Origin of the sequence: Staphylococcus sp. GDY8P131P (genome assembly GCF_017891975.1) — a bacterium.
Taxonomy (GTDB): Bacteria; Bacillota; Bacilli; order Staphylococcales; family Staphylococcaceae; genus Staphylococcus; species Staphylococcus nepalensis.
Genome location: NZ_JAESKF010000010.1, coordinates 109,908 through 125,118, shown reverse-complemented (window position 1 = coordinate 125,118; position 15,211 = coordinate 109,908). Strand labels below are relative to the sequence as shown.

13 protein-coding genes are annotated in these 15,211 nt (G+C 33.6%); 2 read left to right on the top strand and 11 right to left on the bottom strand.

Annotated features, from left to right (window positions below):
- Positions 1-105: 105 nt before the first annotated feature.
- The 4 genes from pepF to spxA form a co-directional block, all read right to left on the bottom strand.
- Entirely contained in the window at positions 106-1,914 is a 1,809-nt protein-coding gene (pepF, locus tag KA894_RS10035) for an oligoendopeptidase F (RefSeq protein ID WP_210133931.1), read from the bottom strand.
- Positions 1,915-1,967: 53 nt separating this feature from the next.
- A complete protein-coding gene (locus tag KA894_RS10030; RefSeq protein WP_096823896.1) occupies positions 1,968-2,969 on the bottom strand; it encodes a competence protein CoiA in 1,002 nt (333 codons plus the stop codon).
- Positions 2,970-3,177: 208 nt separating this feature from the next.
- Positions 3,178-3,894, bottom strand: a complete 717-nt coding sequence (mecA, locus tag KA894_RS10025; protein WP_096810479.1) for an adaptor protein MecA — start codon at positions 3,892-3,894, stop codon at positions 3,178-3,180.
- Between the two features lie 313 nt (positions 3,895-4,207).
- Positions 4,208-4,603, bottom strand: coding sequence for a transcriptional regulator SpxA (gene spxA / locus KA894_RS10020; RefSeq protein ID WP_040030144.1), 396 nt, complete (start codon positions 4,601-4,603; stop codon positions 4,208-4,210).
- Positions 4,604-4,909: 306 nt separating this feature from the next.
- Here spxA and trpS point away from each other — a divergent pair, with 306 nt between their 5' ends.
- A complete protein-coding gene (gene trpS, locus KA894_RS10015) occupies positions 4,910-5,899 on the top strand; it encodes a tryptophan--tRNA ligase (RefSeq protein ID WP_096810480.1) in 990 nt (329 codons plus the stop codon).
- Between the two features lie 66 nt (positions 5,900-5,965).
- Here the strand turns inward: trpS and KA894_RS10010 are convergent, their stop codons facing one another.
- Genes KA894_RS10010 through opp3b form a run of 5 tightly spaced genes read right to left on the bottom strand, consistent with a single transcriptional unit; the run spans position 5,966 to position 11,658 of the window.
- Positions 5,966-7,615 (bottom strand): peptide ABC transporter substrate-binding protein, encoded by a 1,650-nt coding sequence (locus tag KA894_RS10010; protein ID WP_115342317.1) that lies wholly within the window; start codon positions 7,613-7,615, stop codon positions 5,966-5,968.
- Positions 7,616-7,630: 15 nt separating this feature from the next.
- The gene (locus KA894_RS10005; protein ID WP_182478047.1) at positions 7,631-8,572 is read right to left on the bottom strand and encodes an ABC transporter ATP-binding protein; all 942 of its coding nucleotides are present in this window, start codon (positions 8,570-8,572) and stop codon (positions 7,631-7,633) included.
- Complete coding sequence (locus tag KA894_RS10000; RefSeq protein ID WP_119488072.1) at positions 8,562-9,647, bottom strand: ABC transporter ATP-binding protein; 1,086 nt, start codon at positions 9,645-9,647, stop codon at positions 8,562-8,564. Before KA894_RS10000 ends, KA894_RS10005 begins: the two co-directional genes overlap by 11 nt.
- A 17-nt stretch (positions 9,648-9,664) precedes the next feature.
- A complete protein-coding gene (gene opp3C, locus KA894_RS09995; protein ID WP_107644298.1) occupies positions 9,665-10,732 on the bottom strand; it encodes an oligopeptide ABC transporter permease in 1,068 nt (355 codons plus the stop codon).
- On the bottom strand, positions 10,732-11,658 hold the full coding sequence (opp3b, locus tag KA894_RS09990) for an oligopeptide ABC transporter permease (protein WP_096810485.1): 927 nt from the start codon (positions 11,656-11,658) through the stop codon (positions 10,732-10,734). Before opp3b ends, opp3C begins: the two co-directional genes overlap by 1 nt.
- Before the next feature lie 245 nt (positions 11,659-11,903).
- On the opposite strand from opp3b, the gene KA894_RS09985 reads away from it, so the two are divergent.
- Positions 11,904-12,278 (top strand): DUF3899 domain-containing protein, encoded by a 375-nt coding sequence (locus tag KA894_RS09985; RefSeq protein WP_115342320.1) that lies wholly within the window; start codon positions 11,904-11,906, stop codon positions 12,276-12,278.
- A 53-nt stretch (positions 12,279-12,331) separates the two neighbouring features.
- On the opposite strand, the gene KA894_RS09980 is transcribed toward KA894_RS09985, so the two are convergent.
- Positions 12,332-13,564 carry an MFS transporter gene (locus KA894_RS09980; protein ID WP_107644550.1) on the bottom strand — a complete coding sequence of 411 codons (1,233 nt, stop codon included), beginning with the start codon at positions 13,562-13,564 and terminating at the stop codon, positions 12,332-12,334.
- 391 nt (positions 13,565-13,955) lie between these two features.
- Entirely contained in the window at positions 13,956-15,200 is a 1,245-nt protein-coding gene (fabF, locus tag KA894_RS09975) for a beta-ketoacyl-ACP synthase II (protein ID WP_096810488.1), read from the bottom strand.
- Positions 15,201-15,211: the final 11 nt, after the last annotated feature.

Genomic DNA, 15,211 nt, shown 5'->3' with positions numbered 1-15,211 from the left:
TTTCATGTATATAATATAACACGCTGATATATACCTTTCAACCTTTTAAATTAAATAAATCCACTTTGTCACAAACTTGTCATATTGTAAACGAATACATTCATACTAAGCTTTCATTAGTTTTTCAAAGACGTCTAATTTTTGTTCAAATACTTGGCAAGCTTGTTCAATTGGTTCTGGTGTCGTCATATCTACACCTGCATTTTTTAAGATTTCAATTGGATAATCTGAGCTTCCTTTTTTCAAGAATTCATTAATATAACGTTCTACAGCAGGTTTACCTTCTGTTAAAATCTGATGACTTAAGCTCTGTGCTGCACTGTATCCGGTTGCATATTGATACACATAATAATTCATATAGAAGTGCGGTATTCTTGACCACTCTTTACTAATATTTTCATCCGTTTCAACGGAATCACCAAAATATTTTCTATTTAAATCCGCATATACTTCATTCATACGGTTTGCAGTTAATGGTTCTCCAGCTTCTTCTATTTGGTGAATTTTATGTTCAAATTCTGCAAACATTGTCTGTCTAAATAATGTCGCACGGAAACGTTCAAGTTCTTGATTTAATAACAGTAATCTACGTTTATCGTCTAGGTGTTTATCCATATAGTCACTCAATAAAGCTTCGTTACAGGTCGACGCGACTTCTGCTACAAAAATAGTATAGTCACTTAAGTTCGACGGCTGGTTTTGGCGACTGAAATAACTATGTGCAGAATGTCCGAATTCATGAACTAAAGTATATAAGTCTGAAACTGTATTTGACCAATTTAATAAAATAAATGGATTCGTTAAATGGGCGCCTGAAGAATAGCCGCCAGAACGTTTCCCTTTATTTTCAAATACATCTACCCAACGATTATTTAGCCCTTCTTCAACAACTTTCATATATTCTTCGCCCATTGGTTGTAATGCTTTTAGCATCCAATCTTTAGCTTCTTCATATGGCATTTCAAACTTAACATCTTTAACTAAAGGCGTATAAAGGTCATACATTTTCATATCTTCTAACCCTAAAAGTTCTTTGCGTAACTTAGTATAACGATGTAGTAAAGGTAAGTATTTATGAACTGTTTTCACTAAATTATCATACACCGTTTCTGGAATGTGATTATTGCTTAAAGCTGCTTCTCTTGCAGTATTGTAATGATGCGTTTTTGCGTTAAATACATTTTTCTTAACTTCTCCAGCTAAAGTCGCGCTAAGCGTATTATTGTATGCACCATATGCTTTATATAGGTTTTCATATGCAGACTGACGTAAAACGCGATCATCTGATTCTAAACATTTGATAAATGTACCTTGCGTTAGAGCGTGGCGCTGGCCATCTTTATCTATTGCATCTTCAAATTCTAAATCTGCATTGCTAAACATACCATAAACATTATCAGGCGTAGATAATGCATCTTGTGCCTCAGTCAATAATTTTTCTTTATCCGCGCTAAGCACATGAGGTCTTTTTTCATTAATTAATTTCAAATCAAATTGATAGCGTTTCAAATCTTCATTTTCTTCAATAAATGATTGAATCGTTGCTTCATCGATTTGTAAAATTTCAGGTACTAGGAAACTCCAAGCAGAACTAAATTTTATGATTAATTGATGTGCACGTGACTCAAAACCTGTATATTTATCATTTGCAGTATCTTGATCTTGCTTTAAGTGCGCGTAAACATACACTTTTTCTAATTTAGAACCTAATGCATCTTCAAGTGCTAAAGCATTGTAAAGTGTAGTTGAATTATCTGCTAAATGGCCAACAAATTGTTGTTCTTGACCTATATTATCTTCCACTTCTTTAAATGCTTTTTCAAAAGCTTCATCGGATTCAAAGATAGTAGATAAATCCCAAGTGTATTCAGGATATTTACGTTCTTGCTCTTCTCTTGTTAATTGTTGTGTCATAATATCTAGTAAACCTCCTATAAATTCATTAGTATAATTTTCTCACGTAATAGTCAATTTTGCACGCTATAACACCCATGGATACCATAGAATTGCTTAAAAGACTGTACAACATTATACGTAATTTGCATTGTATCTATATCTTCATTATAAAACCTATTAAATTTCAGTAAAGATTGAAATGCCCCAATTTGTAGCGTATGATTACGTAAAAAATACATGAGCTGTAATTGCCAATATATTGGATGGGATTTAATAAATATTTGTTCCGGAAAAACTATCCCTAAATAACGACTAACCCATTCATCCGTTAAGCGTAAGTTATACATAACACTTAAGCTAGGTTCCAAAACAGAACGCGCTTTACGACATTGGTTAATATAATGATATATTGATTTTCGAGTTAATTTAATCGACTGAGTTGGGCATTGAAATGCCTCTGCGCTCTGAATAAAATTGATTAAATCATCAATCTCTAGTAGATATCTTTTGGCAATAAATCGCTGTCCTCCCAAAAAATAAACTATCCTATATACATAAAACTTATCATGAATAGCGTCCCACGAAAATAGCAATCTATTGTGGCTATTTATAAAATTACGTTCATAATTTGATAGATAGAGTACGCATGTTTTGATATTATATTTCACATTTTTGATAATCCAAATCACTTTATAACCAATATTTTGCAACGATCTACTGCGTCTTACAATATGTGCTACCACTTCACTAGAAAATTGGATTTCAATTGCTATTGCATCATCAATAATCAAATCTGGATATTGATAACTATCAGGTATGTATGGCTCAATGCTTACTTTGTAATTTAATTTTTTCAATTTCTGAGCAATACAATATTTCAAATTATAATGTTCATGAGTTTCGCTTTTTTGACAGTATAAATGATTCCTTTTATAATGCGCGAAATGTGGCGTGATGATTTGCCCATTTTTTAATAGCACTTCACAATTACAAAATGGACAGCGGTATTGGTCTCCTTTTAGAGCAGACCCAGCCCAAACATTTTGATTTTGACTATTCCTTGCATATAACATGGCTCCTCACCTCGTTTATATACACGCAGAAGTCGACCTAATTACTACATGATTACATGATTATTAAAGTATTTATCCTATATATGGATAGTCTAAATAAAAAAGCCATAAGTTAACTGTTACCAATTAACCTATGACTTCTCTCAAAGCAATTAATTATACATTTTTGTTCATAATTGAACTTATTTTAGTTTAATGTCATTTCTCATTATTCTGCTGTATTAGAAAAATAACGACGTACTTGTGACGCAACGTTGTGACTCATAATAATTTTAGCATAATCGTTTAAATATACTTCTGATTTATCAGTAGGATATGCGAACTCAAGTAATTGACTATAACTATCGTTAATTGCATCTTGTCCAACAGTTTCATCAAAATGAACAGCATAATAATAGACATTATCAAGACTATATAATAAATCTTCAAATTCATCCGTTTTTTGGTTGTTATGATAAGCGTAATCAATTACTTCCTCTAAATCATTAAATTTAACTATTACGGTACGTATATTTTGTGGTTTACGATTGTTACGCTCTTGGTCGTGATTATTTTCTTTTTGTTCTTGACGCTGTTCAAATAAATCTTCTAAACTTTCATCTTGGTCAAATGTTTGTGATAACAAGTCATTTACTTGATGATCTAATTGATCATTATCTTCCTCAGACATATTGATAAGATCTTCATTTTTAGATTTAGAAATTGTGACTTCAACGCCTTTTTCAAAAGCATGTACTTGAATCCATAATGGACCTTCTACAACAAAATCTTCTTCTTCGTTAACCTCTTCCATCATGTTCCAAAAGAATTCTTCCCCACGCTTTCGGTTAGTCCATAAATCTTCGCGCTTGAAACCTCTAGCCTCTATATCACTATACGTTATAAATAGCTTAACTGTAGTATCGTCAACTCGCTCTATTCTCATATCATCTCACTCCTTACAGTCGATGAATAGTAATCATTATTGTATTAGAACCTAGTAAGAATTACAATTGATTTGTTTGATTAATTTTTACTATTTTCTATTTGGTCTCTTATAATAACATATACCCTTTTAGAAGCCAAAAAAACAGCACTTTATACAGCGTGCTGTTTGACTTATGTCACTAATTATTCACAATTAAATAATCGCTTTGTTTGACGCAAGTATATGGCTATCTGTTATGGTAAATACAACAAAACCACAAAGTAATATTATGTCAACATTACTTCATGGCCGTCTTCGTTCTATTTATAATTTAATCAACCATACGTTGCGCTTCTTGCAATTGGAAGGTACGTACTTTTCTAGGTAAAAAACGTCTAATTTCGTCTTCGTTATAGCCAACTTGTAAACGCTTATCATCTAAGATAATCGGGCGTCTTAGCAAGCCTGGGTTATCTTGAATAATTGAATATAAGTCTTGAAGTGGTAAAGCATCGATATCTACATTTAATTTTTGGTACGTTTTAGAACGAGTAGATATAATTTCGTCTGTTCCATCTTCAGTCATTTTTAAAATTTGTTTGATTTCATCAATTGTTAAGTGTTCTGAAAAAATGTTACGCTCCGTATACGGAATGTCATGTTCTTGTAACCATGCTTTCGCTTTACGGCAAGATGTGCAACTTGGTGAAGTAAATAATGTTACCATACATCTCACTCTCCTATTTTTCATGAATATGAATTCATTAGATTTCAATATTTATATGATTAAGAATCTTCTAAGTGATTTTTAGCTCTCTTAACCTTACAATTAAAGTATACCCTTTCAACATTAAAATTAAATGAGAATTCTCTAATTTTTTAAAAAAAATTTCAAATAGGCGTAATTCCCAATCAATTTAGTTAGAAATATTGATATGTATATAGTTTAACATAACTTACAAATGATTGAAATACTGTTATACTAATACTAAAGTATATAAAATTAAATTATTAAAAAGGTAGGCATCAAAAAATGGAAACTTTATTTTCTGGTATCCAACCCAGCGGTATTCCAACGCTTGGTAACTATATTGGTGCGTTGAAACAATTTGGTGAAGTCCAAGACGATTACAATTGTTTCTTCTGCATCGTGGATCAACATGCAATTACGATCCCACAAGATCGCTTAAAACTACGTAAACAAACAAGACAGTTAGCAGCAATTTATCTAGCTTCAGGTATTGATCCGGAAAAATCAACGTTGTTTATACAATCTGAGGTCCCAGCGCACGTTCAAGCAAGTTGGATGTTAACAACTATCTCATCTATTGGCGAATTAGAACGTATGACACAATTTAAAGATAAAGCAGTAAAACAAACTGAAGGTATACCTGCTGGATTGCTTACATATCCACCGTTAATGGCAGCGGATATCGTTATTTATAATACAAACATCGTTCCTGTTGGAGATGACCAAAAACAACATATTGAATTAACTAGAAACTTAGTAGACCGATTTAATTCTCGTTATAACGATGTACTCATCAAGCCTGAAATACGAATGCCTAAAGTTGGCGGGCGTGTCATGAGCTTACAAGATCCAACTAAAAAAATGAGTAAAAGTGATGATAACCAAAAAAATTACATTTCATTATTAGATGAACCTAACGTGGGCGCTAAAAAAATTAAAAGTGCAGTAACTGATTCAGATGGTATCATTAAATTTGATCGTGATAATAAACCAGGTATTTCTAATCTACTATCTATCTATTCAAGTTTAACTGATACATCAATTGAAACACTTCAAACAAAATATAAAGATTCTAATTACGGTGAATTCAAAGCTGATTTAGCAGCTATTGTTAAAGACTTTTTAACGAATTTCCAAGAAAAATATGAGTATTATTTTAACTCTGATGAACTAGATACAATTTTAGATAATGGTAGAGATAAAGCCCAAAAAGCTTCATTTAAAACATTGAAAAAAATGGAAAAAGCTATGGGATTAGGTCGTAAAAGATAACTTGTAATTAAATGAAAAGACACGCAATCACTTTTTAAGATTGCGTGTCTTTATGATATCTACAGTCTATTTCTTTTTACCTGTTTCACGGTCAATTGACTTATCAATTTCCACATCTTTTAATGAAGTGTCCCCACCGATTTGATGATAAATCAAACCTTTAACTTGTGGATTCGTTAAGTGTGCTTCTCCTTTTTGATAAACAGGTGCAACTGGGGCATCATTTAGTAATAATTCTTCTGCTTCTTTCATCGCTGCGTTCCGTTCTTCAGGTTTTTTCAATAACTTACCATTTGCATCTTTAACGAGTTGGTCATATTTTTCACTGCTCCATGCAGTATTATTTTGCGCATTACCCGTTGTCATAATATTTAAAAATGTCAGTGGATCTGGGTAATCAGGCCCCCAACCTGATAGTGATGCTTCAAACGTTTCAGATGATTCTTGGTTTAAACGTTGTTTAAATGGTAATTGTTTAATCTTCAAAGTGACGCCTGGTAAGGTACTTTCTACTTGCGCTTTAATATATTCTGCTGAAATTTTTGCGTCTGGTGTATCTTCAGTATTCATCGTAAATGTTAATTCTTTAATTCCTAAGTCCTTTTTCGCTTTTTCAAAATGTTGCTTTGCTGCTTTTGGATTATAAGTAAGCGGTGAATCAATTGAATCAGCAAAATCTTTACCATCTGGTGTGTCTGCCGTTAATTTAGCAGTAAACCCATCTGTCGCTTCTGAACCATTATTTTTTACTGAATTCACATACCCCTCTTTATTGATAGATTGCGCAATGGCTAATCTCAAATCTTTATTTTTAAATTCAGGCACATTGTCTTGGTTCATTTTAATATAGAATGTACTAGCTAATAAACGTTTTTTCAATCCTGGATTATCTTGGTATTTATCTACTTGATCAGCGGTAATCGTCGTATCATCAACAGATGCTGTGTCATAAAGAGAAGCGCCTGCTTGTTGGTCTTTTAACACTTTGTAGTTAACTCGATCTAGTTTAACTGCCTTTTTATCCCAATAATCTTCATTTTTAACAAGTTGTATTTTATCTTCCACTTTCCAATCTTTAACTTTAAAAGGGCCATTAAAGACAGTTTTATCTGCAGTTGTTGCATATTGTTCGCCGTTCTTTTTCACAACTTTTTCATTTTGTGGCATAAACGCCCCAAAAGCAAACATTTCATTAATATATGGAATTGGTTTTGTTAATTCAACCTTCAACGTATGATCGTCCAAAGCTGTTACCCCTAAGTCATCAATATCTTTTTTTCCCATATTAATGTCTTCAGCATTTTTAATATCATACATTATGTAAGCATATTCTGCAGCTGTATCTGGGTCAACAACCCTTTTCCAAGCGTATTCAAAATCATGTGCCGTAACTGGGTCTCCGTTAGACCATTTAGCATCTTTACGTAAATTGATAGTTAACGTCTTGCCACCGTTACTTTTCTTAGGCATCTCTTTAGCAACGCCTGGTTGCGCCTTATCATTTTTATCTAATGTATATAATCCTTCATACACTTGATTATATAAATCAAACGATACCGTATCTGTTGCTAAGGCTGTATCTAAAGAAGAAATGTCTTGTGGAATAACTTTTCTAAATACCTGTCCTTTGTCTGAATAAATACCTTCAGCGCTACTACATCCCGCAGCAATTACGGCTAAAGCCAGTAGCGCTATCAATAGCTTAATCCTCTTCATATGAATCCCCCTTCCCTAAACAGATGGTGCGTGTGTTTCAGATTTTAACGTCTCTGCTTCTTCATCTGTTGTAAATACATAATGTCCTGGTTGTATTTCATTTAATGAACGTTTATCATTGTTTGAAATATCTTCTTTGTACACTGTTCTTTTACGTGAACGTTCGCTTTCAGGATCTGGTTGTGGCACAGCTGAAAGTAAAGATTTAGTGTATGGATGCATTGGATTGTTATATATTTCATCTGCAGAACCCAATTCAACAATCTTACCAAAGTGCATAACTGCGATTCTATCTGAAATATACTTAACCATGGAAAGGTCATGGGCAATAAATAGAAAAGTGATGTTGTGTTCTTGCTGCAATTTCAATAATAAGTTGACAACTTGGGCTTGAATTGATACGTCTAATGCTGATATAGGCTCATCTGCAATAATAAATTCAGGCTCCACAGCTAAAGCACGGGCAATACCAATACGTTGTCTTTGACCACCAGAAAATTCATGGGGGTAACGATTAGCATGTTCTTTACTAAGTCCTACTGTTTCTAATAAATCATATACTCTCTTCTTACGATCTTTTACGCTACTTGTAAGCTTATGAATATCTATGCCTTCTGCAACAATATCCATGACTTTTAATCTTGGGTTTAAGGAAGCATATGGATCTTGAAAAATCATTTGCATCTTTTTGTTGAATTTTAATGAATCTTTACGATTTTTTATTTTTTGAATATCCACCCCTTCGTAAAGAATTTCTCCATCTGTTATATCATTCAACTTAATAATTGCTTTACCGGTTGTAGATTTACCACAACCCGATTCACCTACTAAGCCAAATGTTTCCCCTTTAAATATATCAAATGATATATCTTCAATTGCGCGTACTTCGTTACGTTTTCCTTCATTAAAATACTGTTTAACATTTTTTACTTGCAGGAGTATCTCTTTATTTTGCATCATCAAACGCCACCCTTTCTACCTGTTGCGGTTTATCGTAATTATTAGGCATCTTACGCAAACGTTTTTGCACCATTTCTGGTGGGTCAATATAAGGCGCGCGTTCGTCAAGTAACCATGATTTTACAAAGTGTGTATCCGACACTTTGAACCATGGTGGTGGTGTCTTAAAATCTATATCTAATGCATATTGACTACGTTCAGCGAAAGCATCACCCTTCGGTGGATGTAATAAATCTGGCGGCGTGCCTGGAATGGCTAATAATTCTGTTTCAACACCGGTAGTCAAATCAGGCATTGATGATAATAATCCCCATGTATATGGATGTTTAGAATCATAAAATATTTCATCTACGTCCCCTGTTTCAACCATTTGTCCACCATACATAACAGCTACTCTGTCTGCTATATTAGCAACGACACCTAAGTCGTGTGTAATGAAAATAATCGAAGTACTGATTTTGCTTTGCAATTCTCTCATCAATTCTAATATTTGTGCTTGCATTGTCACATCAAGCGCTGTTGTCGGCTCATCTGCAATTAAAACCTTTGGTTCACACGCAAGCGCAGTTGCGATAACAATTCTCTGTCTTTGTCCACCTGAGAATTGATGTGGGTACGCGTTAAAACGCTTTTCAGCATTGGGTAATCCAACTAAATTTAATATTTCTAATGCTCGTTTTTTAGCATTTGCTTTATTGTAATGTTTGTGTTTAATCAAAGGTTCCATGACTTGCTTACCTATTTTCATAGTAGGGTTGAGCGAAGTCATTGGATCTTGAAATATCATAGAAATATCTTTACCTCGTAATTTAATTAATTCTTCTTCTGATTTTTCAGCTAAATCTTCACCTAAAAAATTGATCGCGCCTTTTTTAATTCTTCCTGAATCACCTTGGAATAGTTTCGTAATAGCTTTGGTTGTCACTGATTTCCCTGAACCAGATTCACCAACGATTGCAAGCGTTTCTCCTTTATCTAGATAGAAATCCACCCCACGTACTGCCTGCACTTCCCCTGCGTCAATATCAAAGGAAACATGCAAATCGTTAACTTCTAATATTCTTTCTGACATAAATGTTGCCCCCTTTTTTATTTACGCATTTTAGGATCAAATGCATCCCGTAATCCATCACTAAATAGATAGAAAAATAAAATTAATAAACTTAAAATAACTGCCGGTATAAATAATTCATGTGGATGAATCAGTAACATTGCCCTACCTTCATTCACTAATGAACCAAGCGACGTCCCCGGCGCTGGCACCCCAATACCAATAAAACTTAAGAACGCTTCGAAGAAGATAGCATTCGGTACTGTAAACATGGATGTAACAACAATAACGCCTAAAGTATTAGGTAAGATATGTTTAAATATAAGTTTGAGCTTAGATGCTCCTAGTGTCTGTGAAGCTAATACAAATTCTTGCTCTTTTAATTTTAAGAATTCTCCACGTACTACACGACTCATGCCTATCCATCCAGTGATTGCCATCGCTAGTATGATAGTCCATATGGATGGTTCGAAGATTAACACGAATAGAATAACTACAATCAATGTTGGTATTGATGCAACGATTTCAATAATACGCTGCATGACGTTGTCAAGCCGTCCACCAAAGAATCCGGAAATCGCACCATAAATAACACCTATAAAAATATCTAGTAATGCAGCGACAACACCAATAAATAATGATACTTGTGCACCTTGCCATGTACGCGACCATAAATCTCTACCGAGTTGGTCTGTCCCAAACCAGAAATTTTCATTAACGCTCGCTTCTTTATAAGCATCTACACCCTGTGCACCTTCACCATCAAATGGTAAAAAAGGAATTTGATCTAATACAGGTATTTTAGCTGGTAGATTACGTCTATCAACATCCTGTTCCGCATAATCATGTGAACTTAATAAAGGTCCAACTAAAGCGAGTATGACAATTATAATTAAACCAATCATCCCGACCACTGCTAATTTATTTCTTTTTAATTGTGACCATGCATCCTGCCAAAAGTTTTTACTTTCTCTTTGGATTTCTGGTTCTTTTTCCATATCATTGTTGCTTCTAATAAAATCTGATGCTGGGATTGCTTCTGAGGTATGTGTCATAACTGCATTTGAATAGTCTTTGTTTACTTTTTCATTTTTATTATCAGCCATTATTTTTTACCCCCTTGTACACGTATACGTGGATCAATGACACCATATAATATATCTACAAGGAATATAGAAACGATAAATAGTGTACTGAATAAAATCGTTGTTGCCATGATAACTGGGAAGTCATTCGTGGTAATCGATCTTACGAATTGGTCCCCTAAACCTGGCACACCAAAAATATTTTCAATGGTCAAAGTCCCAGTTAATATACTTGCTAACATAGGGACAATAATTGTAATTACTGGAATCAATGCGTTTCTTAACGCATGACCAAATAATACTCTCATAGTTGAATTACCTTTCGCACGTGCTAGTAAGATATAATCTGAACTTAATACTTCTATCATTTCTGCTCTTATGTATCTTGCCACCGTTGCTAATACTGCTGCTGAAAGTGCTAAAGATGGTAATACCGCTGTAGAAATACCTTCCCACCCGGCTACAGGGAACCACTGTAATCTTACAGAAAACACATATTGTAATAACACTGCTAATACAAATGATGGTACTGACACTGCGATAACTGAAATAACTGTCGCTGTATAGTCAACCCAAGTGTTTTGCCGGACTGCGGCAATGACCCCCAAAATAAGACCTAGTATAACGCCAATTACCATCGCTGTTAATCCCATTTCTAAAGATGGTAATAGTCTTGGTTTTATTAAATCCCACACTGGTTGGTTATCGTATTGGAATGAGTTACCAAAGTCCCCCGTAACAACATTCTTCAAATAACTGGCATACTGAACAGGTACTGGATCGTTTAAACCATACTTTTCATTTAGAATTTGCTTCTGTTCTTCATTTAATTTTTCATCGTTAAATGGTGAACCTGGCATAAGCTTCATCAAGAAAAAAGTAATGGTAATAATGATGAATAACGATAGAACCATATACCCTAATCGTTTTAAGACATATTTAAGCATATCTTATCCCCCTTTAATTTCGAAATAAACATTCCCTTCACAATATTCAGAATATTTAATAACATTATACGTTTTGTTATGGTTTTAAGCAATATTCTATTGCGTTACTTTATTAAAGTTATTAAAAATGGATATTTTTTATTCATTTAATTAAATACTGTAGCTAACGAATTTATAGTTATTTTTATTCATTTTTTAGTTACTTTAAGTTACAATTAATTTAATTCTTTTTAGGAGGACACAACATGAAATATTTACAACATATCATCATATATTTACTGTTCACCCCCTTACTTTCATTTATTTTATGGTTGTTCACAGCACACACTTGGATAAATTTGATTAACGTCACTTTTTATATTTCCATGATTTTAGCGATCATTTTCTTTATCATTTTAATTACACAAGAGGGCATATTAGATCCAACAAGCTTTGGCTTTAGAAGGTTGAAGTATCAACTAACCAGAAAAAAACATAGACATACCTTAGACGAAGATGAATTTTTCAAACCAACTAAAGTTAAAAAGGATGTCTATATCGTCTCACCTTGGGTTAAAATAGGATTTATCTGTAATCTTGTGTATATTGCGGTTTCAATTTTGATATCGTTTGCCATATAAAAAGACTGCATTAGATATCGTAGCGATTGCTATGATATAACTAATACAGTCTTTTAATTAGATTCAATGTTGGGATTAAAGAATAATGCATAATATAATAAGACAAAACCTATTAAAACTACACTAGCTACATAAATTGACATCATCCATGGTAATAAAAAAGCACCGAGAATAAGACCAAAGCGCGACAAAATATTCGCTCCAAAAAATGAAACCATACTAAAAGTAGCGTATGTGCTACGTTGGTCATTTGGTATCATTAAAAATCTTTGGGCATTTTGAATCGGAGAATATATTAATTCACCTAACGTAGCTATAACTGCAAAAATACATAACAATAAAAATGAGTTCGAAGCTGTAATCAAACTATAACCTACTGTATATAACAAAATCCCCAATACAAATATATATTTTTTAGAAGTGCCAGTGATTAAACGATTCACTGTAAACGTAAGTGTAACTACAACCAATGTGTTAATAATCATAATAACTGTAAACATCCTGACACCATCAATATAAAATTCTAAGAACGTGAAAGGTTCGAAATCTTTTTTTAACCTAACAATTACATAAGAATTTAGACTTAATTCTGCCATTAAGACAAACATATACCCTAAGTTAAAAATCATATAATACTTGTCTTTGATAACAGTATGGTAACTTTTCAAAAAATCTTTGAATTTAGAAGATAATTCATCTTTATGAGCATAAATTTGTTCAACGTCATAGAATTTTTCAAATAAAAACCAACTGATTAACATGGCAATAAAAAACATAATAAATAATAAATGTTTATGTTCCAAATAAAGCAAGGCACCTAGCAACATACCTAAGCCCGTGCTTATATTAAACATCCAATAATTAAATTGATACACGAACTCTCTTACTTCTTCATAAATTGCGTCCATAATTGCTGCCTCAAATATAGGTTCACTTGCAGCAAATAACATTTGAAAAATAAAGATTGTTACACAAAATACGACTAAGCCGATGCCATCCATAGTGACCGTAACACTTAAAATAATTAAGCATACAGCATAAAATGCATGTACATAATTCACTACTTTCTTTCTATTATAATTATCACCAATGTAGCCACCAACAAAAGACATAAAAAAATTCACTATAATGTTCGCAATTAAGAATGTACCTGCAAAAACTGCGCTAACTTTACTCGTTAAATATAATGCCAAAAAAGGGAGAATTGCTTGACTTGCCACAATCAAGATGAAATCTGCTATTAATCTTGTCTTTAGCGTGGTTGACAATGTTAGAAATTTTTTCATCCTCATTCTCCTGACTCTTAATATGTGTTTTATTAATATAAGAATAACTTTAACATTTTAAACTTAACTGTAAACTAAGAATTTTAATATATTCAAAAAAGTTGGACGAAAAACTATTTTCTTATAAATTTTGCTGTCCACTCTGGCAGGAATGGGTAGACAAAAAGCTCAAATTTCATCAAAAATCAGTTTAGTCTTAATAATTATTATAGAGCGAACAAGCGTTTCATAAGTGAATAAACTGCACCAAACGCATAGCGAATATTTTTTACAATAAAAAACGAATGGTTTTTACTTTGTTTACGTAAAAACCATTCGTTTTATAAATATTTGATACGTTTATGTCCCAATTTTGTAGCAAAACTTTATATGTTTATAAATACAGAAAAAACTAATCGTTAAATTTCTTTAAAACGAGCACTGCGTTATGCCCACCAAATCCTAAACTATTACTCATCGCATAAGTAATATCTAGATCTTCAGCTTTATTAGGCACAATATCTAAGTCGCATTCTGGATCTGGTGATACGGCATGGATTGTTGGTGCAATACGTCCCTCTTTAATAGATAAAGCTGAGAATATAGCTTCTAAACCACCTGTTGCGCCTAATAAATGTCCAGTCATGGATTTGGTAGAACTGATTTTTAGTGCATTAGCTGCTTCGCCGAAAGTATTTTTAATCGCTTGAATCTCTGTTAAATCTCCGACTGGCGTACTTGTACCATGCGCATTTAAATATTGTATATCTTTAGCTTCGATACCAGCGTCATCCATTGCAGCTTGCATTGCACGTGAACCGCCCTCACCTTCTGGTGCTGGTGCTGTAATATGGTAAGCATCGCCTGTTGAGCCATACCCTACTAATTCAGCATAAATTTCTGCGCCACGTGCTTTAGCTGACTCTAAAGATTCGAGTACAATGATACCTGCGCCTTCACCCATTACAAACCCATCACGACCTTCTTGGAATGGACGGCATGCTGTTTCTTTATCGTCATTCGTTGTTAACGCACGACTTGCGCTAAAGCCAGCTATTGCCATATGGGTGATAGGAGCTTCAGTTCCGCCTGTAATCATAGCGTCTGCATCACCACGTTGGATGATTTTAAATGCTTCTCCGATAGAATTAGTACCTGTCGCACATGCCGTTACAGTAGCACCGTTAGGTCCTTTTGCACCTAAATCAATAGAAACTTGTCCTGTTGCCATATCTGGAATTAACATTGGTACAAAGAAAGGACTTACACGTCTAGGGCCACGTTCTAACAATTGGCTATGTGACAATTCGAATGTTTCCATACCGCCAATGCCAGAACCGATCCAAACACCAATTCTATCGGCTGTGTTTGCATTAATATCTAATCTCGCATCATTTACAGCTTCTCTTGCAGCAACTACCGCATATTGAGTGAATCGATCCATACGACGTGCTTCTTTTTTATCTATATGATCTTCTATATCGAAGTCTTTGAGTTCTCCAGCTAAATGGACTTTATATGCCGATGTATCTAAACGTGTAATTTCATCAATACCGCTTACGCCATTTAGTGCATTTTCCCATGTAGTTTTTGCATTATTACCAATTGGTGATAATGCACCCATTCCTGTTATTACAACACGTTGTTCTTTGCTCATATATTATCCTC

What these genes read in the sequence shown, in the direction of transcription:
- KA894_RS10030 (WP_096823896.1), bottom strand. Translation starts at nt 2,969, where the DNA reads ATGTTATATGCAAGGAATAGTCAAAATCAAAATGTTTGGGCTGGGTCT.
- trpS (WP_096810480.1), top strand. Translation starts at nt 4,910, where the DNA reads ATGGAAACTTTATTTTCTGGTATCCAACCCAGCGGTATTCCAACGCTT.
- KA894_RS09980 (WP_107644550.1), bottom strand. Translation starts at nt 13,564, where the DNA reads ATGAAAAAATTTCTAACATTGTCAACCACGCTAAAGACAAGATTAATA.
- KA894_RS09985 (WP_115342320.1), top strand. Translation starts at nt 11,904, where the DNA reads ATGAAATATTTACAACATATCATCATATATTTACTGTTCACCCCCTTA.
- opp3C (WP_107644298.1), bottom strand. Translation starts at nt 10,732, where the DNA reads ATGGCTGATAATAAAAATGAAAAAGTAAACAAAGACTATTCAAATGCA.
- KA894_RS10000 (WP_119488072.1), bottom strand. Translation starts at nt 9,647, where the DNA reads ATGTCAGAAAGAATATTAGAAGTTAACGATTTGCATGTTTCCTTTGAT.
- opp3b (WP_096810485.1), bottom strand. Translation starts at nt 11,658, where the DNA reads ATGCTTAAATATGTCTTAAAACGATTAGGGTATATGGTTCTATCGTTA.
- mecA (WP_096810479.1), bottom strand. Translation starts at nt 3,894, where the DNA reads ATGAGAATAGAGCGAGTTGACGATACTACAGTTAAGCTATTTATAACG.
- KA894_RS10010 (WP_115342317.1), bottom strand. Translation starts at nt 7,615, where the DNA reads ATGAAGAGGATTAAGCTATTGATAGCGCTACTGGCTTTAGCCGTAATT.
- KA894_RS10005 (WP_182478047.1), bottom strand. Translation starts at nt 8,572, where the DNA reads ATGCAAAATAAAGAGATACTCCTGCAAGTAAAAAATGTTAAACAGTAT.
- fabF (WP_096810488.1), bottom strand. Translation starts at nt 15,200, where the DNA reads ATGAGCAAAGAACAACGTGTTGTAATAACAGGAATGGGTGCATTATCA.
- spxA (WP_040030144.1), bottom strand. Translation starts at nt 4,603, where the DNA reads ATGGTAACATTATTTACTTCACCAAGTTGCACATCTTGCCGTAAAGCG.
- pepF (WP_210133931.1), bottom strand. Translation starts at nt 1,914, where the DNA reads ATGACACAACAATTAACAAGAGAAGAGCAAGAACGTAAATATCCTGAA.